At 70.8% G+C, this 23,817-nt stretch carries 17 protein-coding genes and 1 CRISPR repeat array (1 of these 18 cut by a window edge); of the genes, 11 read left to right on the forward strand and 6 right to left on the reverse strand.

Annotated elements, in window-relative coordinates; genetic code table 11:
• Positions 1–36 precede the first annotated feature (36 nt).
• Positions 37–1,674: a methyl-accepting chemotaxis protein gene (locus tag KGA65_RS21005; RefSeq protein ID WP_310740931.1), complete on the forward strand. Its 1,638-nt coding sequence runs from the start codon at positions 37–39 to the stop codon at positions 1,672–1,674.
• Here KGA65_RS21005 and KGA65_RS21160 read toward each other — a convergent pair.
• Both KGA65_RS21160 and KGA65_RS03385 read right to left on the reverse strand, forming a co-directional pair.
• Positions 1,620–4,070: a diaminopropionate ammonia-lyase gene (locus tag KGA65_RS21160; RefSeq protein WP_225861741.1), complete on the reverse strand. Its 2,451-nt coding sequence runs from the start codon at positions 4,068–4,070 to the stop codon at positions 1,620–1,622. The genes KGA65_RS21005 and KGA65_RS21160 overlap by 55 nt on opposite strands.
• A 22-nt stretch (positions 4,071–4,092) precedes the next feature.
• On the reverse strand, positions 4,093–5,277 hold the full coding sequence (locus KGA65_RS03385) for a M20 aminoacylase family protein (RefSeq protein ID WP_225861742.1): 1,185 nt from the start codon (positions 5,275–5,277) through the stop codon (positions 4,093–4,095).
• 110 nt (positions 5,278–5,387) lie between these two features.
• Between KGA65_RS03385 and KGA65_RS03390 the strand changes: the two genes are divergently transcribed.
• Entirely contained in the window at positions 5,388–5,867 is a 480-nt protein-coding gene (locus KGA65_RS03390; RefSeq protein ID WP_225861743.1) for an Lrp/AsnC family transcriptional regulator, read from the forward strand.
• 138 nt (positions 5,868–6,005) lie between these two features.
• A complete protein-coding gene (locus KGA65_RS21010; protein ID WP_310740932.1) occupies positions 6,006–7,832 on the forward strand; it encodes a diguanylate cyclase domain-containing protein in 1,827 nt (608 codons plus the stop codon).
• Here the strand turns inward: KGA65_RS21010 and fahA are convergent.
• From fahA to modA, 4 genes are all read right to left on the reverse strand, one after another.
• Entirely contained in the window at positions 7,824–9,113 is a 1,290-nt protein-coding gene (gene fahA / locus KGA65_RS03405; protein WP_225861744.1) for a fumarylacetoacetase, read from the reverse strand. The two genes, KGA65_RS21010 and fahA, sit on opposite strands and share 9 nt — an antisense overlap.
• Entirely contained in the window at positions 9,110–9,697 is a 588-nt protein-coding gene (locus KGA65_RS03410) for a VOC family protein (protein ID WP_225861745.1), read from the reverse strand. The genes fahA and KGA65_RS03410 overlap by 4 nt, the downstream gene beginning before the upstream one ends.
• Positions 9,694–10,770, reverse strand: coding sequence for a 4-hydroxyphenylpyruvate dioxygenase (hppD, locus tag KGA65_RS03415; RefSeq protein ID WP_225861746.1), 1,077 nt, complete (start codon positions 10,768–10,770; stop codon positions 9,694–9,696). The genes KGA65_RS03410 and hppD overlap by 4 nt, the downstream gene beginning before the upstream one ends.
• A 239-nt stretch (positions 10,771–11,009) precedes the next feature.
• A complete protein-coding gene (modA, locus tag KGA65_RS03420; protein WP_225861747.1) occupies positions 11,010–11,741 on the reverse strand; it encodes a molybdate ABC transporter substrate-binding protein in 732 nt (243 codons plus the stop codon).
• Between the two features lie 334 nt (positions 11,742–12,075).
• Between modA and cas3 the strand changes: the two genes are divergently transcribed.
• Genes cas3 through cas2e form a run of 8 tightly spaced genes read left to right on the forward strand, consistent with a single transcriptional unit; the run spans position 12,076 to position 20,550 of the window.
• Positions 12,076–14,769, forward strand: coding sequence for a CRISPR-associated helicase Cas3' (gene cas3 / locus KGA65_RS03425; RefSeq protein WP_225861748.1), 2,694 nt, complete (start codon positions 12,076–12,078; stop codon positions 14,767–14,769).
• Entirely contained in the window at positions 14,766–16,331 is a 1,566-nt protein-coding gene (gene casA, locus KGA65_RS03430; RefSeq protein WP_225861749.1) for a type I-E CRISPR-associated protein Cse1/CasA, read from the forward strand. Before cas3 ends, casA begins: the two co-directional genes overlap by 4 nt.
• Position 16,332: 1 nt before the next feature.
• Positions 16,333–16,908 carry a type I-E CRISPR-associated protein Cse2/CasB gene (casB, locus tag KGA65_RS03435; protein ID WP_225861750.1) on the forward strand — a complete coding sequence of 192 codons (576 nt, stop codon included), beginning with the start codon at positions 16,333–16,335 and terminating at the stop codon, positions 16,906–16,908.
• 15 nt (positions 16,909–16,923) lie between these two features.
• Positions 16,924–18,060 carry a type I-E CRISPR-associated protein Cas7/Cse4/CasC gene (gene cas7e / locus KGA65_RS03440; protein WP_225861751.1) on the forward strand — a complete coding sequence of 379 codons (1,137 nt, stop codon included), beginning with the start codon at positions 16,924–16,926 and terminating at the stop codon, positions 18,058–18,060.
• A gap of 5 nt (positions 18,061–18,065) precedes the next feature.
• Positions 18,066–18,731 (forward strand): type I-E CRISPR-associated protein Cas5/CasD, encoded by a 666-nt coding sequence (gene cas5e, locus KGA65_RS03445; RefSeq protein ID WP_225861752.1) that lies wholly within the window; start codon positions 18,066–18,068, stop codon positions 18,729–18,731.
• Positions 18,706–19,326: a type I-E CRISPR-associated protein Cas6/Cse3/CasE gene (gene cas6e, locus KGA65_RS03450; RefSeq protein WP_225861753.1), complete on the forward strand. Its 621-nt coding sequence runs from the start codon at positions 18,706–18,708 to the stop codon at positions 19,324–19,326. Before cas5e ends, cas6e begins: the two co-directional genes overlap by 26 nt.
• A gap of 29 nt (positions 19,327–19,355) precedes the next feature.
• Positions 19,356–20,243 (forward strand): type I-E CRISPR-associated endonuclease Cas1e, encoded by an 888-nt coding sequence (gene cas1e, locus KGA65_RS03455; RefSeq protein WP_225862171.1) that lies wholly within the window; start codon positions 19,356–19,358, stop codon positions 20,241–20,243.
• 7 nt (positions 20,244–20,250) lie between these two features.
• Entirely contained in the window at positions 20,251–20,550 is a 300-nt protein-coding gene (gene cas2e, locus KGA65_RS03460; RefSeq protein WP_225861754.1) for a type I-E CRISPR-associated endoribonuclease Cas2e, read from the forward strand.
• Between the two features lie 68 nt (positions 20,551–20,618).
• Positions 20,619–23,817: a CRISPR direct-repeat array (repeat unit 29 nt; unit sequence GTGTTCCCCGCGAGCGCGGGGATGAACCG) (it continues 2,079 nt past the right edge of the window).

Here is a 23,817-nt window from a genome sequence, read left to right on the forward strand (position 1 = left end):
GAGGTGTCGTGCCTGGAACCCAATGGGGAGTGCTTGATGATCGACAGACTGTCATTCCGACAAAAGATATTCGTGCTGGTGGGCGCCGCGGTGGTGGCGGTGTTTGCGCTGGCGGTTCAATCGCTGATCCAGGTCTCGCGCCTGACCGAGGCGGCGCACCGGGGCAAGCTGGTGTCGGCGGTGGAATCCGCCTATGGGCTGGCCGAGGGGTTCCGACAGCAGGTGCTGGCCGGCAAGATGACCGAGGCCCAGGCCCAGGCGGCCGCCAAGGAAGCCCTGCGCCAAGTCCGCTACGGCGATGGGATGAAGGAGTACATCTTCATCTGGAGCACCGAGGGGCGCAGCGTGATGCACGCCGTGAACCCGTCCTGGGAGGGCCAGGTCAAGCTGGGCCAGATCAAGGACGCCCGTGGCGGCGACGTGATCCAGCTGATGATCGATGCGATGGCGGCCAGCCGGACCGGGCGGGCCGAGCTGGACACCGATTTCGTGCGCCCGGGTGAAACCCAGGCCGTGCCCAAGAAGCTCTACCTGATGAAGGTGGAGGGCTGGAACTGGCTGGTGGGCTCAGGGGTGTACACGGACGACGTGCAGGCGGCCGTGCTGGGCGAGCAGCTGCGCACCGGCGCCAAGGTCACGGTGGTGCTGGTGCTGCTGGTGCTCCTGGGCGGGATGATCAGCCGCGGCGTGCTGCGGCAGATCGGTGGAGACCCGGCCGAGGCGTCGCGGGTGATGGATGAGGTGGCGCACGGCAATCTGGCCGTGCAGCTGCCCCAGACGGCGCCGGGCAGCATGCTGGGCCGCCTGGTGTCCATGGTCACCGCCCTGCGGGGCACCGTGACCCAGGTGCGCCAGTCGGTGGACAGCATCTCGGTGGCCGCGCGGGAGATCGCCACCGGCAACACCGACCTGAGTGCGCGCACCGAGCAGACGGCGTCCAACCTGCAGGAAACAGCCAGCTCCATGGAGCAGCTGACCAGCACCGTGCGCCAGAGCGCCGATGCCGCCCGCACCGCCAACCAGCTGGCCTCGTCGGCCGCGGGCGTGGCCGAACAAGGGGGCCGGGTGGTGTCGGACGTGGTGCACACGATGAACGACATCAACCACGCCAGCCAGAAGATTGCCGACATCACCGGGGTGATCGACGGCATTGCCTTCCAGACCAACATCCTGGCGTTGAACGCCGCGGTGGAAGCGGCCCGGGCCGGCGAACAGGGCCGCGGCTTCGCGGTGGTGGCCGGCGAGGTGCGCAGCTTGGCGCAGCGCAGCGCCGAGGCCGCCAAGGAGATCAAGACCCTGATCGGGGCCAGCGTCGAGAAGGTCGAAACCGGGGCCCGCCTGGTGGGGCAGGCCGGAGACACCATGGGAGACATTGTCTCCTCCGTGCGCCGGGTCACCGATGTGGTGGGCGAGATCACCGCTGCCACCGCGGAGCAGAGCCAGGGCATTGGCGAGGTCAACCAGGCCGTCACCAACCTCGACCAGATGACGCAACAGAACGCGGCGCTGGTCGAACAGTCGGCGGCCGCAGCCGAGAGCCTGCGCGAGCAGGCCCAGCGCCTGGCCTCGGTGGTGGCCCACTTCCGGCTGGAGGATGGCGCCGCAGGGGGCGCGGCTGCTCAGTTCGCCACCGGCTCGTCGGCCAGCGTCCAGGCCACGTCCAGCAGCACCTGAGCGCCCTGGGTCAGCTCGCGCGGGGCGGTGTACTCGCGCGGGTTGTGGCTCAGCCCGCCGGCGCTGGGCACGAAGATCATCGCCGTGGGTGCGATGCGGGCCAGCATCTGCGCATCATGGCCGGCGCCCGAATGCAGCCGCCGGCACGCCAGGCTGCGGGTGCGGGCGGCCGTCTCCACCAGGCGCACGATCCGCTCGTCGAACGGCACCGGCTCGAAGCGCGCCAGCCGCCGGCTGCTGATCTGCAGACCCTCGGCCTCGGCCAGTTCGGCCACGCGCACCGCCAACTGGGTCTCGGCCTGTTGCAGCCGGGCCTCGTCGGTGTGGCGCAGGTCGATGGTCAGGGTGGCCGTGCCGGGGATCACGTTGATCAGGTTGGGGCGCAGGCTCAGCGCGCCCACGGTGGCCACCAGGCCCGGGCCCAGGCGCTGCGTCAGTTCGCGCAGGAACACGGCGATGGCCGCGGCCGCATAGCCCGCGTCATGGCGCAGGTGCATCGGCGTGGTGCCCGCGTGGTTCGATTGGCCGCGCAGCGTCACCTCCTGCCAGGAGATGCCCTGCACGCCCTGCACCGCGCCGATCGCCAGCCCTTCGACCTCCAGCACCGGGCCTTGCTCGATGTGCAGCTCCAGAAAGGCGTGCGGCCGGATGCTGCCGCAGGGCAGCGGGCCGGCGTAGCCGATGCGCTGCAACTCGTCGCCCAGGCGCGCGCCGTCGATGGCCACGGTGTCCAGCGCCTGCTGCAACGGCAGGCCGCCCGCATGCACCAGGGAACCCATCATGTCCGGCTGGAAGCGCGCGCCCTCCTCGTTGGTGAAGGCGGCCAGCACCAGCGGGCGCTCGGTCTGCACGCCGTGGGCGTCCAGCCAGCGCAGCACCTCCAGCCCCGCCAGCACGCCGTAGTTGCCGTCGTAGCGGCCGCCGGTGGCCACGGTGTCGATGTGCGAGCCCAGCATCACCGGCGCAGCCTTGGGCTGTCGGCCCGGCCGGGTGCCGAAGAGGTTGCCGATCTGGTCCACCTGCACGTCCAGCCCCTGGGCCTTCATCCAGGCCACCAGGGTGTCGCGGCCGGCCCGGTCGGCGTCGGTCAGGGCCAGGCGGCAGACGCCGCCTTCGGGCGTGGCGCCCAGCGCCGCGTGGGCTTCCAGCCGGTCCATCAGGCTGGCCTCGTCCGGGCCGTGGCGCTGCAGCCAGTGGGTCTGGGCCGAGCGCACCGCGTCGGCCGGCAGGCCGGTCAGGGTGCGGTAGAGGGTGGGGGCCGTGGCGCCCTCGGTGCTGAAGACCAGCACCCGGCTGTGCGCGTCCAGGCCCAGGGCCTGGGCCTGCGCCGGGTGGGCCTGCAGCGCGAGCAGCGCGGCCACGCCCGCCGCGCCGGATTCGCCTGAGAGCACCGGCACATCGCCCTCGGTGGCATGGGCCAGCCGCACCATGGCGGATTGGGCCAGCGCGTCGTCCACGGTCATGAACAGGTCCACGGCCGGCTGCAGGAAGCGCCAGGCCAGCGGCGAGGGCTCCCCGCATGCCAGCCCGGCCATCAATGAATCGACACTGCCGCTGGCGACGGCCGGCTGCCCGGCGCGGGCGCTTTGCAGCAGGCAGTCGGCCTGCTCGGGCTCGACCACGATGAAGCGCGGACGGGCCGCGCCATAGCGCTCCCACAGCGTGCTGACCACGCCGGCGGCCATGCCGCCCACGCCACCCTGCAGCACCACATGGGTCCAGGGGCAGGGCCCGTCGGCGGGCGCCAGGTCCAGCAGCTCGTCGGCCAGGATGGCGTAGCCCTGCATCACGTCGCGCGGTACCGCCTCGTAGCCGGGGTAGGAGGTGTCGGAGACCACGTCCCAGCCGTTCGCGCGGGCCAGCCGCTCGGCCTCTCGCACCGATTCGTCGTAGTTGCCGGCAATGCGCACGATCTCCGCGCCATAGGCGGCGATTGCCTGCTCCCGCTCCTGACTGACCTGGGCGTGCAGCACGATCACGCAGCGGCAGCCCAGGCTTTGCGCGGCGGCCGCCAGGGCCCGGCCGTGGTTGCCATCGGTGGCGCTGATGACGGTGAAGTCACGCAGCGCGGCGGCGTGTCGGCCGCCCAGCAGGTCGGCGGCGCTGAAGCCGGCCTCGGGCCAGCGGCGCTGCACCAGGCGCAGCAGCGCGAACGGCGCGCCCAGGGTCTTGAAGCTGGCCAGCGGCGAGCGGCAGGATTCGTCCTTGAGCGTGAGCTGGCCCAGGCCCAGTGCCGCCGCCAACCGGGGCAGGCGCCAGGCGGGGGTGGGCTGCGGGGCCATCAGCGGCCAGTGCGCCAGATCGGCACGGGCCCGGTGGGCGGCGGACAGGTTCAGCACCTCGGCCAAGGCCGGGTCGTAGGGGCGGCGGGTGGCCGCGGGATTGGCGAAGAACATCGGCAGCGGAAGCGGCGAAGGGTCAGTGGGCGGCGCGCGGCAGTTGCTGGCGCACCAGTTCGGCGAAGTAGCGCGCGCCCACGGGCAGCAGCGCGTCGTTGAAGTCGTAGCCGGCGTTGTGCAGCGGCAGGGCGCCGGGCTGCTCGCCCGTGCCGTTGCCCAGGAAGATGAAGGCGCCGGGCACCCGCTGCAGGAAGGCGCCGAAGTCCTCGGAGATCATCAGCGGCGGGTAGTCCGCCTGCACGTTCGCAGGGCCAACCACGGCCCGGGCGGCCGCCAGGGCGGCCTCGGTGCAGGCCGGCCAGTTCACGGTGGGGGCGAACTCGTGGGTGTACGTCACCGCGACCTGCGCGCCATGGGCGGCACCGACGCCGGTGGCGATGGCGCGGATGCGCTGCGCCAGCAGGGCCTGCACCGCCGGCGTGTAGCTGCGCGTGTCGCCGCGGATCACGACCTGGCCGGGCAGCGCGTTGCGCAGGCCATCGGTCTGGAATTCGGTGCAGGACAGCACGGCGGATTCGCCCGGGTCGACCGCTCGCGCCACCACCGTCTGCAGCGCCAGCACGATCTCGGCGCCGATCACCAGCGGGTCCACCGCCATGTGGGGGCGGGCGGCATGGCCGCCGCGGCCGGTGATGCGGATCTCGAAATTGTCCTCGGCCGCCATCATCGGCCCCGGCCGGGTGGCGATGTGGCCGGCCGCCAGCCCGGGCAGGTTGTGCAGGCCGTAGATCGCGTCCACCGGAAAGCGCTCGAACAGGCCGTCGGCCATCATTGCGGCAGCGCCGCGGCCGTGTTCCTCGGCTGGCTGGAAGATGAAGCGCACCGTGCCGTCGAAGTCGCGCTGCTCGCTGAGCAACTGGGCGGCGGCCAGCAGCATCGCCATGTGGCCGTCGTGGCCGCAGGCATGCATGCGGCCCGGGTGCTGCGAGGCATGGGCCCGTCCCGGCGCTTGCTCGCCCAGGGCCAGCGCATCCATGTCGGCCCGCAGGCCGATCACGCCGCGGCCCTGGCCCACGCGCAGGTTGGCCACCAGGCCGGTGCCGCCCAGGCCGCGGTGCACCTCCAGGCCCAGCACGCCCAGCACCTGGGCCACGTAGTCGGCGGTCTGGCGTTCCTCGAAGCCGGTTTCCGGGAAGCGGTGCAGGTGGTGGCGCCAGCGCACCCAGGTGTCGGGGGCGGGCGCGGGCAGGGGCGGGTTGTTCATCGGCGACTCCGGGGCAGGGCCCCATTGTTGGGGGCCTGCGCTGCCAAGGGGACTCGTTTTGTCCCATTGGGATGCGGCCCCTGTCTCAAGATGGCCGGCAAAATGAGCAGATGTCTCAAGCCCTGGACCGTCTGGATCGCCAGATCCTGGAAGCGCTGCAGCAGGATGCGACCGTGCCGGTGCGCACCCTGGCCGAGCGCCTGCACAGCTCGCCCGCCACCTGCCAGCGCCGCATCGCCCAGTTGCGGGCCCGCGGGGTGATCCGCCGTCAGGTGGCGCTGCTCGACCCCGATTTGGTGGGCCGCCCGCTGACCGTGTTCGTCTCGGTCGAGCTGGACAAGCAGAACGACGCGCTGCTGCGCGCCTTCGAGCAGAAGATGGCGGCCCAGCCGGCCGTGATGGCCTGCTGGGAGGTCTCGGGCGAGTTCGACTTCCTGCTGATCGTCACCGCCGCGACGATGACCGAGTACCACGCCTTCACCCGGGCGTTGTTCTCATCTCACAACAACGTGCGCAATTTCAAGAGCATGTTCGCGATGAACTGCGCCAAGTTCGAGACCCGGCTGCCGCTGGAACTGCCCGAGGCCTGAGCCCGCCTCCCCCGAAATCCGCCGCCGCGGCCCAGAGGCCTGTGTCACACTGGAAAAGTCGACCTGGCCTGGCCAGACGGTGTCCCTCCACAGGAAGTCCGCATGCCCCTCCGGCCTGTTGCAGGTGCCCTCACTTCGTTGCGCCGCTCCCCCGTGGTGGTGGCGGCGGTCGTCACTTCGCTGGTGGCGGTGCTGGTGGTGTCGCTGGCCGGGGTGTCGATCTGGCAGGAGCGCAACCGGCAGCGCGAACGGGCGGCGGCCTCGACCCAGAACCTGGCCCGCCTGCTCGAAGGCCGGGTCGGGGATCTGCTGGCGCGGGTGGACATCCTGCTGCATGTGGCCACCGTGCGCCTGAAGGACGCCTCGTTGCCCCCCTCGCCAGTGCTGGCCCAGGAGTTGGAGGCCATGGCCCGGGCGGTGCCGGTCGTGCGGGGGGTGTACTTGGTGGATGCGCACAACCGGCCGGTCTGGGTCTGGGGTGCTGTTCGCCATTCCCCTCCGCCGCTGCCCGACCTTCAGACGCTGGATTGGCGGCGTTCGAACACGGTGCTGCAGACCGGTCCGCTCTGGAAGCCGTCCGAGCGCGTGTGGGTGCTGTTGTACTCCTGGCCTTGGCACGACGGCGCCGGCCAACTGGCCGGCATGGCCCACGCCGAGGTGGCGGTGGAGGCCTTCGACCCGGTGTTCAAGGGGATCGACCTCGGGCGGACCGGGGCGGCCACGCTGCGCACGGCCAGCCAACTGGCCCTGGTTTACCGCCGTCCCTGGCCGGGCGGCAGCCAGGATGACGTGGGGCGCAGCCAAGTGTCCGACCAGCTGCGGCAGGCTCTGGCCCGGGCGCCTGAGCAGGGCGAGTACGTGGCGGTCGTCCCGGTGGACGGGGTGGCGCGCATCAATGCCTACCGGCGTGTCCATGGTCAGGACCTGTACCTGCTGGTCGGCCTGCCGGAGACGGACTTTCCCAAGGGATGGAACCGGGTGGATGCCAGCGTGCTGGGGCTGGCCCTGGCCGCCATCGGCGTGGCCTTCCTGACGGTGTGGGCCCTGCTGCTGCGCTCGCGGCAGGCGGTCGACGCGGCGCAGGGTCGCAGCGAGGCCATCGTCAACTCCTCGTGCGACGCCATCATCGCCACCACGCCGGACGGGCTGGTCACCGGCTGGAACCCCGCGGCCGAAGCGATGTTTGGCTATACGCAGGCCGAGATGCTGGGCCAGCCGCTGCTGCGGCTGTTCCCCGCCGATCGGCAGGTGGAGGAGCAGGGCCTGCTGGAGCGCCTGCGCCAGGGCGAGGCGATCGAACATCTCGAGACCGAGCGCTTGCACCGGGACGGGCACCGCATCGCGGTGTCGGTGGCCCTGTCGCCCATCGTCGACCGCGAGGGCCGGGTGCTGGGCACCTCGCGCATCGCGCGCGACATCACCCGTCAGAAGGCGCTGGAGCGGCAGGTGCGCGAGATGGCCTTTCTGGATCCGCTGACCCGGCTGCCCAACCGGCGGCTGGTGATGGAGCGGCTGCTGCACATCCAGCAAGGCTGCCGGCGCACCCAGGCGCATGCGGCGGTGCTGTTCGTGGACCTGGACCGCTTCAAGCAGCTCAACGACCGGCATGGCCACGCGATGGGCGACCAGGTGCTGATCGAGGTGGCGGTGCGCCTGCAGGCGGTGGTGCGCGAGAACGACACCGTGGGGCGCCTCGGCGGTGATGAGTTCGTGATCCTGTGCGAAGGCCTGGGCCACAGCGAAGACGAGGCCCTGCGGGCCGCACAGACGGTGCGCGACAAGGTGCAGCGGGCGCTGGACCGCCCCTTCACCTGGGATGGCGCCTGCCACGAACATGGTGCCAGCGTGGGCATCCGCGTGTTCGGCGGCGGGCACGAGGACCTGGACGCGCTGCTGCACGATGCCGACCGCGACATGTACGAGGACAAGGCCCGGCGCCGCGCGGCGCCGGTCGGTTCACTCTGAGCCGGTGCGCGCGGGCAGCACCGTGCCCCGGCATTCGCCCAGGCCGATGCGGCGCCAGCCGGGGCGCTCGCAAAAGCCCCGCAGGACCACGGTGTCACCGTCCTCCAGGAAGCTGCGCTGCTCGCCGTTGCTGAGGCGCAGCGGCTGCTGGCCGCCGGCACTCAGTTCCAGCAGCGAGCCGCCCTGCTCGGGCGCCGGGCCGGACAGCGTGCCCGTGCCCAGCAGATCGCCGCTGCGCAGGTTGCAGCCGTTCACCGTGTGGTGCGTCAGCAGCTGGGCCGGGGTCCAGAAGGCGTCGGCCGCCCTGCTGGTGGAGAGGCGGTCGCCCGCGTGGCCGGCGGCCCGCATCGCGGGCGTCTGCAGCCAGACCTCCAGCTGGATGTCGAGGGCGCCCTGCTGCTGGTTGTCCTCACTGTCCAGGTAGGGCAGGGGCGCGGGCTGGGTGTCCGGCCGCTGCAGTGGCGCGCGGAACGGCGCCAGCGCCTCCATCGTCACCACCCAGGGCGAGACGCTGCTGGCGAAGTTCTTGGCCAGGAAGGGGCCCAGCGGTTGGTACTCCCAGGCCTGCAGGTCGCGGGCGCTCCAGTCGTTGAACAGGGCCACACCGAACAGGTGGGCTTCGGCCTCGCCCAGCGCCACCGGCTCGCCCAAGGCGTTGGGAGCGCCGACGAACAGGCCCAGTTCCAGCTCGTAGTCCAGCCGCCGGCAGGGGCCGAAGCGGGGGCGGGTTCCGCCCTCGGGCGGGCGGGTCTGGCCCCAGGGGCGCCGTACCGGCTGGCCGCTGGCCACGATGGACGAGGCCCGGCCGTGGTAGCCGACGGGCACCCAGCTGTAGTTGGGCAGCAGCGGTTGCTCGGGCCGGAACTGCCGGCCCACCGTGGTGGCGTGGTGGATGCTGGCGTAGAAGTCGGTGTAGTCGCCGATCTCGCAGGGCACGCCCAGTTCCACGCTGGCCTGCGGGTGCAGGGCGGCCGCCCAGTCGGCCTGGCGGGGGCTGCCTTCGTGCAGGCCCTCGAACAAGGCCTGCCGCAGGCGCCGCCGCTCGCTCAGCGGCCAGGCCATCAGCCGGTTCATGTCGCCGTGCGGCACCAGGCCGGCTTCGGCCAGGTCCAGCAGCTGGTCGCCGATGGCCGCGCCCAGGCGCCAGTCGCTGTCGCCGGGCCGGCGCCAGCGGCCGTAGGGCAGGTTCTGCAGCGGGAAGTCGCAGGCCGGCGCATTGGCGCTGGCCACCCAGCTGCGCGCCGCGGCCGCGTGCGTGGCGTCGGGCAGGTAGGTGCTCATCGCGCCGCCTCCGCCGTGCCCAGCTCCCGCGCATGCAGAAAGGCCGCCTGCCGGGGGGCGCGGCGGGTCTGTGCCCACTCGTCCAGCATGGCCCATTTCACCGCGTCCAGCCGGGCCAGCAGGGCGGCCTCGTCCGGGTCGGGGCAGGCCAGTTCCAGCCGGTGGCCGTTGGGGTCGAAGAAGTAGATCGAGTGGAACAGGCTGTGGTCGGTCACGCCCAGCACCTCGACGCCCTGGGCCTCCAGATGGGCCTTGGCGGCCAGCAGCGCGGCCCGGTCTGGCAGCTTGAAGGCGATGTGCTGCACCCAGGCTGGGGTGGCCGGGTCGCGGCCCATCGGCGGCTGGGTGGGCAGCTCGAAAAAGGCCAGCACGTTGCCGCCGCCGGCGTCCAGGAAGACATGCATGTACGGGTCTGGCGCCTTGGTGGACGGCACCCGGTCCTCGGCGATGGCGAGCACGAACTCCATGCCCAGCATCTGGCGGTACCAGAGCACGGTCTCCTGGGCGTCCTTGCAGCGGTAGGCAGCGTGGTGCACGCCGCCCAGCCGGAAGGGCAGCGCGGGCAGGGGCAGGGCGCCGCTCATACTGCCTCCAGCACGCCGCGGCGCAGCTGGTCCCGCTCGATCGATTCGAACAAGGCCTTGAAGTTGCCCTCGCCAAAGCCTTCGTCGCCCTGGCGCTGGATGAACTCGAAGAACACCGGGCCCAGCAGCGTCTGCGAGAAGATCTGCAGCAAGAGACGCGGCGTGCCGCCGGCCGTGCTGCCGTCGAGCAGGATGCCGCGCGTCTTCAGCGCGTTGATCGGCTGGCCGTGGCCGGGCAGGCGCTCGTCCAGCATCTCGTAGTAGGCGTCGTTGGGCGCGGTCATCAGCGGGACGCCGGCCAGCGCCAGCTGGTCGATCGTGCCCAGCAGGTCGTCGGTCAGCAGGGCCACGTGCTGGATGCCCTCGCCGTTGAACTGCATCAGGAACTCCTCGATCTGGCCCGCGCCTTTCTTGGACTCCTCGTTCAGCGGGATGCGGATCAGCCCGTCTGGCGCCGTCATGGCCTTGCTGGTCAGGCCGGTGTACTCGCCCTGGATGTCGAAGTAGCGGATCTCGCGGAAGTTGAACAGCTGCTCGTAGAAGCGGGCCCAGAAGGCCATGCGGCCGCGGTAGACGTTGTGGGTCAGGTGGTCGATCAGCTTCAGGCCGAAGCCCACGGGGTGACGGTCCACGCCCTCGAGGAACTCGAAATCGATGTCATAGATGCTCTTGCCGTCCTCGAAGCGGTCGATCAGGTAGAGCGGTGCGCCGCCGATGCCCTTGATGGCCGGCAGGCGCAACTCCATCGGGCCGGTCGGGATCTCGATGGGCTGCGCCCCCCGCAACAAGGCCAGCGCATAGGCCTGGTGGGCGTCCCGCACCCGGAAGGCCATGCCGCAGGCCGAGGGGCCATGCTCCGCGGCAAAGTAGGTGGCCAGGCTGTGGGGCTCGTTGTTGACGATGAAGTTGATGTCGCCCTGGCGGTAGAGCAGCACCTGCTTGGACCGGTGGCGGGCCACGAGCGTGAAGCCCATGCGGGGGAACAGCTCTTCAAGCTGGCCGACACGGGGCGAGGCGAATTCGACGAACTCGAAGCCGCACAGGCCCATGGGGTTGGAATCGGGCTGAACCATGGTGTCTCCTGGTGATGGGGTGTTCTGCCCGGCCGGCGAGGGCCGGGGCGAAGGCACGTCATCACCGCCGCGGCGGCGCGCCAGGGCGACCCCGCACGCTGCGGGCCAGGTGTTCACCAAGAATGAGCGAGAGGCAAGGGGCGGGCATGGTCCTGGGGCCCCGTCTTGTGGACCAGGCCCGCAGGCAGGTTAGCGCCGCCACCCCAGCCTGCCACCCGGGGTTTGCCCGCGGCCCTGGCTCAGAGCCCGTGGCGGGCCAGGATGGTCTTGGCGTCCGCCGTCTGCAGGAAGGCGCCCAGCGCGCGCACCGTCGGGTCGGCCGTGTGGCCGTCCAGCACGCAGGCCACGATGCGGATGGGCGAATACAGTGCCGGGTCGATTTCCAGGTAGCCGCCGATCTTGTCGCGGATGCCCAGCACGTCGGTCAGGTTCAGAAAGCCGGCATCCACCTCGCCGCTGATCAGGTAGGCCGAGACCTGCGGCACGGTGGCTGCCTGCTGCAGCCGGCCGGCCAGCGGCCCCTGCAGCCCGCTGCGCTGCAGGAACTCGGTGGCGGCGATGCCGTAGATGGCCGCCTTGGCGTCGGGCAGGGCGATGCGGGCAAAGCGGGGTTCGGTGAGCTGCTTCACCTCGCTCAGGCCCGGCCCCTTGGGCCAGGCCAGCACCAGCCGGCCATGCCCCAACGGCAGGGTCTCGGCACAGGCCACACCCGCCTTGTCGAGAAAGGCCTGGTCCCCCAGGATGACCGCGATCTGTCCCGTCTGCCGGGCCTGCGCCACCACGCCGCTCAGGTGGGCATAGAGCGGGTCCACATGGTGGCCGCTCACCTGCTCGAACCGGGCCAGCAGCTCGGTCACCGGGCGTCGGTACCCCGCGCCAGCGCCCAGCATCAGCGTGTCGGCCCAGGCGGGCAGGTGGCAGGCCAGCAGCAGCCCCAGGGCCGGGAGCAGGGTGCGACGAAGGCGGTTCATGTCAGGACTTTCTGAGGGTGTTGAATCGTTCAACATTGTGGTGTTGATTACATAACGGACGGCGAACGCCGCCCGTGTGGGTGGGCTGGGCGGCCAAGCGAATGGCGTGCCAGGCCAGCGGCCACTCGGGGTGGCGCTCCGTCCCCTGTGTTGAGGATGTGTCGGTTTGTGTCGACTCGAACCCGTACACCGGCCTGTGGTGTCATTCGGCTATGGGCCGCTCCGGCGGTTGTCATCCAAGGTGTTGGAAGGTCAGTGCGGTGGCTCACGCCATGCGCCTTGCGGCTTGCAGGATCCCTTCGAACCAACCAGGGGATCTGTTTTGGCCGCGTCCTTGTCCTATTCGCATCTGTCGCCAGCCACCCGCCTGCTGTGGGCCAAGAGCGGTGAACCCCAGGGGCATGGCCTGCTGGCCCACATGCTGGACGTGGCGGCCGTGGTCGAGGCCATTCTGGCGCGCGAACCGCAAACCACCCGCCACTGGGCCGGGCAGGCGCTGGGCTGGCCCGAGGCGGACGTTGTCCGCTGGCTGGCCGCGCTGGTGGGGTTGCATGACTTTGGCAAGGCCATCCCCGGGTTCCAGGTCAAGTGGGACCCGGGCTGGCAGCGCCTGCGGGCTGTGGGGCTGCAGGCGCCTGAACAGGCCCTGCGGGCTGGCAACCACGCCCTGGCCACGGCCAAGCTGCTGGGCCCGCTGCTGTCCGGGCGGGTGGCGGGGGATCTCAGCTGGCTGCGCGCGGTCAGCCAGGCCATCAGCGCCCACCATGGCTACCACTTCCTGCCCACCGAAGTCGAAGGTGGGCACCCGCGCGGCGAGCCCCCCGCCTGGGCGGCCGCCCGCGCCGAATTGCTGAGCGCCTACTGGTCGACCGTGGCGCCGCCCGGGGGGCCGAGCTCGCCCAGCCTGCCGCTGTCGGTGGTGAACTGGCTGGCCGGCCTGACCAGCGTGGCCGACTGGATCGCCTCCAACGTCGCCTGGTTTCCGCTGGGCGAGCGGGCAGACGACCTGCCGGGGCACCTGGCCGCCGCGCGAACCCTGGCCGAGGCGGCACTGGATGCCATCGGCTGGCACGCCAGCCGCCCCTTGCTGCCACCCGCGGACGCTCGCCCGGTCGATGCGCTGATCGCGCAGATGGTCGATCGCCCCGGCCTGACGGCCCGCCCCCTGCAGCAGGCGGGGGACGCCTTGCTGCGGCAGGTCGCTGGCCCTTGCCTGATGCTGGTGGAGGCCCCCATGGGCGAGGGCAAGACCGAGCTGGCCTTTCTGGCCCACCTGCGCCTGCAGAGCCTGCTGGGCCACCGCGGCCTGTACGTCGCCCTGCCTACCCAGGCCACCGGCAACGCGCTGTTCAGCCGGGCCCACGGCTTTCTGGCGCACTTCAGCGCGGCGCGGGTCGACATCCAGCTGGTGCATGGCGGCGCCGCGATGAACGAGGAACTGCGCCACCTGCAGGAGATCGACCACTCGCCCGACGAGAGCGTCTCGGCCTCGGCCTGGTTCGGGCAGCGTCGGCGGCCGTTGCTGTCCCCGTACGGTGTTGGCACGGTGGACCAGGCCTTGTACGGCGTCCTCAACGTCAAGCACCACTTCGTGCGCCTGTGGGGCCTGGCCAATCGCGTGGTGGTGCTGGACGAGGTGCATGCCTACGACAGCTACACCAGCGGCCTGATCGTCGCCCTGCTGCGCTGGCTGCGCGCGCTGGGCTGCTCGGTGGTGCTGATGAGTGCGACGCTGCCGCGGGCGCGGCGCGACGAGCTGATCCGCGCCTGGGGCACCGGGGCAAACGACTGGCCGGCGCTGGACTACCCTCGCGTGTCCCTGGTGGACGCCCAGGGCGTGCGGGGCGAGCACTTCGGGGCCCGTCCGCTGGCGCCCATCACCGTGCACGGGCTGGGTGAAGACGTGGCGGCGCTGGCGGCCCAGGCCCTGGCCTTGCTGGCTCAGGGCGGCTGTGGTGCCGTGATTGTCAACACCGTGGACCGGGCCCAGCAGCTCTACCGCCTGCTGCGCGGGGCGCTGGGGTCACAGGTGCCGGTGATGCTGTTCCACGCCCGTTTTCCGATGGAGGACCGGCAGGCCATCGAGACGCAGGTGCTGCGGTGCTTTGGCCCGGACGGGGACCGGCCCGCCCAGGCGCTGCTGGTGGCCACGCAGGTGGCGGAGCAGTCACTGGACATCGACTTCGACTTCATGCTGAGCGACCTTGCGCCGGTGGACCTGCTGTTGCAGCGGGCCGGCCGGTTGCACCGCCACACCCGCGCACGGCCGGCCGCGCACAGCCAGGCCCGGCTGTGGGTGGCCGGGCTGGTGCCGGGGCACCTGCCCGAGCTGAAGAAGACCGCCTGGGGCTTTGTGTACGAGCCCTACATCCTGTGCCGGACCTGGGCGCTGCTGGCGCAGGAAAGCACCCTGCAGCTGCCGCAGGACATCGACCGCCTGGTCCAGGCCGTCTACGACATCGACACCCCGCTGCCCGAGGGGCTGCAGGCGGCGGTGCAAGACTTCATCGACATCAGTGCTTACGGGGCCTATGTGGCCGGGGTGCACAAGCAGCGCACCGAATCGCGCCTGGTGGCGCTGGATCCGGCCGATGTGCCCGAGGAAGCCTACGCCCACAAGCCCCGCGGGCATGAGGAAGAGGAGGGCGGCATTGGGCTGGAGAACTGCACACGCCAGGGCCAGGATGCCGTCACCCTGGTGCCGGTGGCGGTGCTGCCCGATGGCCGCTGGCAGGTCCGTGCGGGCGGCCCCGTCTTCGCGCCAGACCAAGCGGTGGACGACGCCACCGCGCGGGCCCTCTATGCGCGCCAGCTCAAGGTGTCGCATGGGGCGGTGGTCAAGCATGTCCTGGCGCAGGAACCGCCTGTGGCGTTCAGAGAGCACCCCCTGCTGAAGTACCTGCAGCCGCTGCGCTTGCAGGAGGGGCGCTGCGCCATCGGCCCGCTGCAGCTGCGGTTGGACGCGGCCCTGGGCCTGGTTTATGAACAGGTCGCCCCCCCGGCGGCCGCACCCGAGGAGACTGCATGAGCAAGGACTTCTGCCTGCTCGACGAACCCTGGCTGCCGGTCCGTCTGACCGACGGCCGGGTGGTGGACCTGGGCCTGCGCGAGGTGTTTCAGCGCAGCGGGGAGATCGTGGCCCTGGCCGAGACCGCTCCGCCCAGCCTCGTCGCCCAGTACCGCCTGCTGCTGGCCATTACCCACCGTGCGTTGACGCGGGCGCAAGGGCACTGGCGCCCGGCCGATCGCGTCCGCTGGTTCCGGGACGGGCTGCCCCTGCCGGCCGTGCAGGACTACCTGGACCATTGGCGGGACCATTTCGCGCTGTTCCACCCGCAGCAGCCCTTTTTGCAGGTGGCGGCACTGTCCGAGGCGCCTGCGACCCGGGACAAGCGCAAGCCGTGGACCCAGATCGCCCTGGCCAGCGCGAACGGCAACACGCCGGTGGTGTTTGACCACGCCGTCGACACCCAGCCGACGGCGCTGGCGCCCGCGCAGGCACTGGGCACCTTGCTGGGCTTTCTGCAGTTCACGCCCGGCGGCTTGGTGAAGTGCCTGCGCGACGCCGACAAGGCCGGGCCGCTGGCGAACACGGCCGCCATCCTGCCGGTGGGTGCCACGCTGGCCCAGACCCTCTGCCTGGCGCTGCATCCATCCCCCCGCCCCGGGGAGGAGGACGTGGACCTGCCCGCCTGGGAGCGGCCGCCGCTGACCCTGGCGCAGTTGCAGGGCGAGCCCGTGCCCGCCAGCGGCCCCAACGACCGCTACACCCGTCAGAGCCGGGCCGTGCTGCTGGTGCCTGAGGCCGATGGACAGGTGCGCTGGCTGCACTTTGCGGCGGGCTGGGCGCTGGCCGACGAGTCCCACGCGCCCGACCCGATGGCCTGCTTCCGGGTGGGCAGCCAGGGCCTGGTGCGCGTGGGGTTCACCGAAGGCAGGGCCTTCTGGCGGGATCTGCCGGCCATGGTGCCCATGCCGGCTGCGGCAGAGGGCCTGTCCAGCCAGGCCGCGGCCACCCTGCAGTTCGCGGTGGCCCTGCACCAGGCGATGGGCTGGACCGTGCCCGACCAGCCGCTGCTGGTGGCCGGCCTGGCCAGCGAGAAGGCCAAGCTGCTGCGCTGGCGTTCCGAGTTCCTGACCCTGCCCACGGCCCTGACGGCCAACCCGGACAAAGCCGCCGAGCTGCGCGAGCAGGTAGCCCTGGCCGAGAGCGTGCACCGCGCCGTGGCCCAGCTGGCGGTGGGCCTGTTGGCGGCCACCTTGCCCGACCCGACCAGCCAAGACACCCGGGCCCGCGCCCGGGCCCTGCTGGAGGCCGGCCCCTTCACCGCCAGCTATTACGCCGCGGCCCAGCGTGCCTTGCCCGCCCTGATGCAGGCCCTGGCCCACGACCGGGCCGAACAGGCCCTCAACGCTTGGCAGGCCACGCTGCATGACGCTGCCCTGCAGGCCTGGGATGCCGTCTGGCGCGGCCTGGGCCGCTCGCCCCAGGCCCTGAAGGCCGACGCCTTGTTCTGGCCCCGTCTGCAGGGGGCCCTGAAGCAGCACCTGCCTTGTCATCCATCCCTTGCCACCCCGGAGGAGGCCTGACGTGAACGACTACGCCCCAGCATTCATCCAGCACCTGGCTGGCCTGGCCGACGGCCGGGACCGCGGCGCCCTGGCCACCTTGCGACACAGCCTGGCCTTTCCCCCCGGGCGCTACCCGCCGGCCTATCCCTACGTGGAGCGTTTTGCCAAGCCCGAGTGGAGCGCCCAGGATGGCCGCCGGCTCGCGCTGTATGCGGTGGCCGGCCTCTTCGCCCGGCACCCCAGCCAACGCGCGGCCAGCCTGGCCACCAGCCTGGGTGAGCTGATGCACCACCGCGACAACAGTCCCAGCATCGAGCACCGTTTCATCGCCCTGCTGGGCGCCGACGCCGAGGGCGTGCTGGATCACCTGCGCCAGGCCATCAGCCTGCTGGCCGCCGATGGGCTGGGGCTGGACTACGCCCGCCTGCTGCTGGACCTGCAGGTCTGGCTGAGCCCCCCAGAGGCCTACCCCCAGCAGGCGGACCGGCTCGACGACATCCGCCAGCGTTGGGCGCGTGACTTCTACCGCGCGCTGCACGCCAGTGCCGCGGCGGATGCCGCTGCGGCCCCCGCCACCCCCACCCCCGCCGATTGAAGGGAGATCCACACCATGAGCCTGTTCCTCGAATTCCATCTGATCCAAAACTTCGCCCCGTCCAACCTGAACCGTGACGACACCGGCGCACCCAAGGACGCGCTGTTTGGCGGGCAGCGCCGGGCCCGCATCAGCAGCCAATGCCTCAAGCGCGCGGTGCGGCTGACGGCCCAGGCCCATGAGCTGGTGGCGCCGGAGCACCGGGCCGTGCGCACCAAGAAGCTGCTGGCGCTGCTGCAGGAACGCTTGGCCGGGCGCGACCCCGAGGAGGCCCGGCACAAGATCGAGCTGGTGCTGGCGGGCGTGGGTCTCAAGCTGAAGGACGATGGCAAGACCGAGTACCTGCTGTTCCTGGGACACCGCGAAGTGGCCGGCCTGGCGCAGCTGATCGACCAGCACTGGGACGAATTGACCGCCGTCGGCGGCGAGAAGAAGAGCAAGAAGGAAGCGAAGACCGCGCTGCCCGCCGAGCTCACCAAGCAGGCCACGGCCTTGCTGGATGGTGGCAAGGCGGTGGACGTGGCCTTGTTCGGCCGCATGCTGGCCGACCTGCCCGCCGTCAACCAGGACGCGGCCTGCCAGGTGGCGCACGCCATCAGCACCCACCGGGTGGAGCGCGAGTTCGACTACTTCACCGCGGTGGACGATGAAGGGGATGCCGACGAGACCGGCGCCGGCATGATCGGCCAGGTGGAGTTCAACTCCGCCACGCTGTACCGCTATGCCGTGCTGGACCTGCACAAGCTGCTGTCCAACCTGCAGGGCGATCGGGAACTGACCCTGTCGGCCGTGGCCGCCTTCACCCAGGCCCTGGTGCGGGCCATTCCCAGCGGCAAGCAAAACAGCTTTGCCGCCCACAACCCGCCGGAGTTCGTGGGCGTGTGCCTGCGCCACGCCGCGCCGCTGAGCCTGGCCAACGCGTTCGAGCAGCCGGTCACGCCGCGGGGTGATGCCGCGCTGACGGCACAGTCGGTGCAGCGCCTGGCCGACTACGAGGCCAAGCTGGCCGCCGTCTATGGCCAGCCCGAGGACCGCTGGTTGTTGCTGGACCTGACGGGCCGCTGGCCGGCGGGACACGGCCAACTCCAGGCCAACCTGGCTGCGCTGGCCGCCAGCGCGCAGACCCTGGCCGCAGACGCCCTGGAGGGCTGAGCACCATGACCACATTGCTGCTGCGCCTGCAGGGGCCGATGCAGTCCTGGGGCACCACCAGCCGGTTTGACGAGCGCGACACCCAGCTGGAGCCTTCCAAGTCCGGCGTGCTGGGCCTGGTCTGCGCGGCGCTGGGGCGGGACCGGGCCGAGCCGGTCGACGACCTGGCCGCCCTGCGCATGGGCGTGCGAGTGGACCGCGAGGGCGTGCCCCTGCGCGACTACCAGACCGCCACCGGCGTGGTCATCGCGGCCACCGGCAAGGCCGATCTGACCCGGACCGTGGTCAGCCCCCGGTACTACCTGTCGGACGCGGTGTTCCTGGTCGGGCTGGAGGGCGCTGACACCGCCTTGCTCACCCGCATCCATGCCGCCCTCAAGGCCCCCGTCTGGCCCCTGGCGCTGGGCCGCAAGAGCTTGGTGCCCTCGCGCCCCGTCCACCTGCCCGATGGCCTGGTGGACCAGCCGCTGGAGCCGGCCCTGGGCGGCTACGACTCGGCCGAGATGCCCCGCCCGCCGGGCCTGCTGCGCCTGGTGCTGGAAGACCCGGCCGAAGGCGCGGTGCGGCTGGACCAGCCCGTGGCGCCGTTTGCCCAACGCCGCTTCGGCCCCCGTTTTGTCACCGTTCGTCTTGCTGGAGGGGCGCATGTACCTGACCCGGCTGCGGCTTGACCCGCGCAGTGCCCAGGCCCGGCGCGACCTGGCCGACCCTTACGAGATGCACCGCACGCTGGTGCGGGCCTTCGTGGCCGATGCCACCCAGGCCCCGCCGCGTTTCCTGTGGCGGCTGGAGCCCACCAGCCCCTGGCGGGCGCCCGAGCTGCTGGTGCAATCCAGCCATGCCGCCGACTGGGCGGTGCTGGCCGCGCTGCCGGGCTACCTCCAGGCCGAGTGCCCCTGGGAAACCAAGGCCTTGGCGCTGGACCCCTGGCTGAAGGCCTCGGCCCGTTGCCGCTTCCGCCTGTGGGCCAACCCCACCGTCACCCGGGAAGGCAAGCGCCGTGGCCTGGCCGCCGAAGCGGACCAGCTCGGCTGGCTGCAACGCCAGGGTGCCCGGCACGGCTTCGCCGTCGAGACCGTGCTGGTAACCGGGCAGAACCGGCTGGACAGCCGCAAGGGCGATGCCCGGCTGAGCCTGTTGCAGGTGGGCTTCGAGGGCCTGTTGCAGGTGACCGAGCCCGCGGCCCTGCAGCAGGCGTTGGCGGCCGGCATCGGCCCGGGCAAGGCCTTTGGCTGCGGCCTGCTCAGCCTGGCGCGCTGCCCATGAACCTGCTGCCACCGCTCAAGCCCCTGCCCATGAAAGACCGCATCTCGATGGTCTTCGTCCAGTACGGTCAGGTGGACGTGCTGGACGGCGCCTTCGTGCTGATCGACAAGGTGGGCGTGCGCACCCACATTCCGGTCGGCTCGGTGGCTTGCATCATGCTGGAGCCCGGCACCCGCGTGTCGCACGCGGCCGTCCGGCTGGCCGCCTTGGTGGGCACTCTGCTGGTGTGGGTGGGTGAATCGGGTGTGCGCCTGTATGCCAGCGGGCAACCCGGCGGGGCCCGGGCCGACCGGCTGCTCTACCAGGCCAAGCTGGCGCTGGACGATGAGCTGCGGCTGAAGGTGGTTCGCAAGATGTACGAACTGCGCTTTGGCGAGCCTGCCCCGGCGCGCCGCAGCGTGGAACAGCTGCGCGGCATCGAGGGCGCCCGCGTGCGGGCCACCTACCAGCTGCTGGCCCAGCAGCACCATGTGAACTGGCAGGCCCGCAACTACGACCGCCAGCAGTGGGATGCGGCCGACGTGCCCAACCGCTGCCTGTCGGCCGCCACGGCCTGCCTGTACGGCATTTCCGAGGCGGCCGTGCTGGCTGCCGGTTACGCGCCGGCCGTGGGGTTCATCCACACCGGCAAGCCGCTGTCCTTCGTCTACGACGTGGCCGACCTGTTCAAGTTCGACACCGTGGTGCCGTTGGCCTTCCGCATCGCCGCCCAGTCCCCACCGGAGCCGGAACGCGCGGTCCGCCTGGGCTGCCGGGATCTGTTTCGCAGCAGCAAGCTGTTGGAGCGCATCATCCCGACCATCGAAGACGTGTTGTCGGCCGGCGGCATTGCGCCGCCCGAAGCCCCCGCGGAGGCGGTGCCCCCCGCCATTCCCAACCCGGACAGCCTGGGTGACGCCGGCCACCGCAGCCAATGAGGTCCACGTGACATTTCTGGTCGTCGTCACCGAGAACGTGCCACCCCGCCTGCGCGGGCGGCTGGCCATCTGGCTGCTGGAGGTGCGGGCCGGGGTCTACGTCGGCGACGTCTCGCGCCGCGTCCGGGAAATGATCTGGGAACAGCTGGCCCAAGGCTACGAGGACGGCAACGTCGTCATGGCATGGGCCAGCCCCAGTGAATCCGGCTATGACTTTCAGACCCTGGGTGCCAACCGGCGAGAGCCAGTGGACTACGACGGCTTGCGTCTGGTGAACTTCCTGCCGCCGGACAACCCCGCTCCTTAACAACCCAATCAATCGGTAGAACCCAGGCCTCCCATTTTTCCAAGATGGGACAATGGATTGCATTTGGTGTGTTCCCCGCGAGCGCGGGGATGAACCGGCGGTCTGCTTCGAGGCGACGCCGTTCACCGTGTGTTCCCCGCGAGCGCGGGGATGAACCGTCGCGGGGGTCTATTTGGTCAGCCATGTCAGAGTGTTCCCCGCGAGCGCGGGGATGAACCGTCACCGCGTGTCTATCGGTTCGTGGAAGAGTAGTGTTCCCCGCGAGCGCGGGGATGAACCGGCGAACGACCCGAAATTGTCGTTCGCTTCCGAGTGTTCCCCGCGAGCGCGGGGATGAACCGATGTTCTCGTTGCGGTCCTCGGCCACCTCCACGTGTTCCCCGCGAGCGCGGGGATGAACCGTCCTCGAACAGTGAGCATTGGGGAGTTCTCCAGTGTTCCCCGCGAGCGCGGGGATGAACCGTCACCGGCATGGTCACTGCCAGCAACCTGGCCGTGTTCCCCGCGAGCGCGGGGATGAACCGGTTGTCGGCGCTGTTGCTTCCGCCCTGCGCAAGTGTTCCCCGCGAGCGCGGGGATGAACCGATCAGCGAGATCGTGGAGTTCGAGGCGGCCGAGTGTTCCCCGCGAGCGCGGGGATGAACCGCAGCAACTGGCAATCTCGATTCGCAACATGGCGTGTTCCCCGCGAGCGCGGGGATGAACCGCGCTTCCATGCGTTGATCCAGCCGCCGAAACCGTGTTCCCCGCGAGCGCGGGGATGAACCGATCGTCGGCGATGTGGTGTCACACTATCGCCGGTGTTCCCCGCGAGCGCGGGGATGAACCGTTCGGGTCCGTGCGCGACGGCGACCAGTACGGGTGTTCCCCGCGAGCGCGGGGATGAACCGACTGCAGCGATGTTGCGCACGTAGATGCGGGCGTGTTCCCCGCGAGCGCGGGGATGAACCGGTAGACCCGAAAGTCCTTCGAAATTGCCGTTCGTGTTCCCCGCGAGCGCGGGGATGAACCGCCTCCCTTCGCGCATGGCAGCTCGGCCAGAGAGTGTTCCCCGCGAGCGCGGGGATGAACCGCCTGTCCCGTGTGAGGTGCTGCGGCCCGACGGTGTTCCCCGCGAGCGCGGGGATGAACCGCGCATCACGCCCGAGCTGGAGCGCTACGGCCTGGTGTTCCCCGCGAGCGCGGGGATGAACCGACCTATCAGTTCGCCTTCGAGAACGTCAACCGGTGTTCCCCGCGAGCGCGGGGATGAACCGCCGTTGCGCTCGGACTTCTGGGCCTGGACGGGGTGTTCCCCGCGAGCGCGGGGATGAACCGGAACTCGCCGCGCGCTGGGGCGACATGACGAAGTGTTCCCCGCGAGCGCGGGGATGAACCGCACGCGCAGACGGCGCAGTTCTTCTTGCGCGAGTGTTCCCCGCGAGCGCGGGGATGAACCGGTCGTGTCCGATGCGATTGACGGCAGCTTGCGGTGTTCCCCGCGAGCGCGGGGATGAACCGTGCCTGCGCCGGCATTTGGCCCGGCAAGCCTTGTGTTCCCCGCGAGCGCGGGGATGAACCGCGTAGTAGTCCGGCGTGCCCCAGCAGAGCGAGGTGTTCCCCGCGAGCGCGGGGATGAACCGGCGGTGCACGAGCTGCATTGCCTGCCGACGATGTGTTCCCCGCGAGCGCGGGGATGAACCGCCGACACCGATGACGAAGACGATGCCTCGTACGTGTTCCCCGCGAGCGCGGGGATGAACCGTTGGCGCCACTCTCGGCCATGCAGTTGCGCGAGTGTTCCCCGCGAGCGCGGGGATGAACCGGACTGGTGGGCACGCCGAGCGCAACCCGCAGCGTGTTCCCCGCGAGCGCGGGGATGAACCGGCCGATGTTTCAGGCCATCCGCCGATGGTGAAGTGTTCCCCGCGAGCGCGGGGATGAACCGGCCACAACGGCGGCGGCGGCCATGCTCACGAGGTGTTCCCCGCGAGCGCGGGGATGAACCGCAGGAGGGCGTGCCGGGGCGCGCGCCCCAGGGGTGTTCCCCGCGAGCGCGGGGATGAACCGTAAGCGTGACAGCGGTACAGCGAAATCCGGCGGTGTTCCCCGCGAGCGCGGGGATGAACCGCCGGGATGGTTTGCAGGAATTGCAGTTCTTCGGTGTTCCCCGCGAGCGCGGGGATGAACCGACCAGCGCATCAAGAGCCATGTGCGGCTGCAGGTGTTCCCCGCGAGCGCGGGGATGAACCGCCGATGAAGTTGCGTTGAATGTCAAGCGACAGGTGTTCCCCGCGAGCGCGGGGATGAACCGGCGAATCCTGAGCCCGAGGTGGCTCCGCATCCGTGTTCCCCGCGAGCGCGGGGATGAACCGTGCACCTGATCTCTACCCAGAGAAAAGATGGGGTGTTCCCCGCGAGCGCGGGGATGAACCGCGCGCGGCACTTGGCCAGTGGGTTAGCGGCATGTGTTCCCCGCGAGCGCGGGGATGAACCGCCTCAGTTTTCCGTGGGTCGTCGCGCCAGTGGGTGTTCCCCGCGAGCGCGGGGATGAACCGAACAGTGGCTCGCTGCTGCGCGTGAGATTCAGGTGTTCCCCGCGAGCGCGGGGATGAACCGCCTTCCGCCAAAGCCTGGGCGGCCCCGGCACCGTGTTCCCCGCGAGCGCGGGGATGAACCAGGAAGCGGACCTGATCGACCAGAAAGATACCTCGTGTTCCCCGCGAGCGCGGGGATGAACCGATTCTCCAGTTGATTGTCGGTGAGCGGCTCGGGTGTTCCCCGCGAGCGCGGGGATGAACCGCCGCCCGTGCTCGCGTCAAGGCACATTGCATGGTGTTCCCCGCGAGCGCGGGGATGAACCGAGACGCCCGGATTCATGGGCGGCTGGATCTCGGTGTTCCCCGCGAGCGCGGGGATGAACCGGTAGATGGCCCAGGCACAGTGGCGCTGCAGGTGTGTTCCCCGCGAGCGCGGGGATGAACCGTTCGCCATCAAGTCCAACAGCACCATCAAGGAGTGTTCCCCGCGAGCGCGGGGATGAACCGGCACTCGCGTCGATCGGCACGTCCTCGGGTGGGTGTTCCCCGCGAGCGCGGGGATGAACCGGATCTGATCACCCAGCACGAGAAGTCGGTCAAGTGTTCCCCGCGAGCGCGGGGATGAACCGTGCTTGACCGCGCCGCTGCTGACGCTGCTCATGTGTTCCCCGCGAGCGCGGGGATGAACCGGAGGGCTGAGATCATGACTCTGCAAAGCACTGGTGTTCCCCGCGAGCGCGGGGATGAA

This window comes from Ideonella benzenivorans (genome assembly GCF_020387415.1).
In the GTDB taxonomy this organism is placed as follows: domain Bacteria; phylum Pseudomonadota; class Gammaproteobacteria; order Burkholderiales; family Burkholderiaceae_C; genus Ideonella; species Ideonella benzenivorans.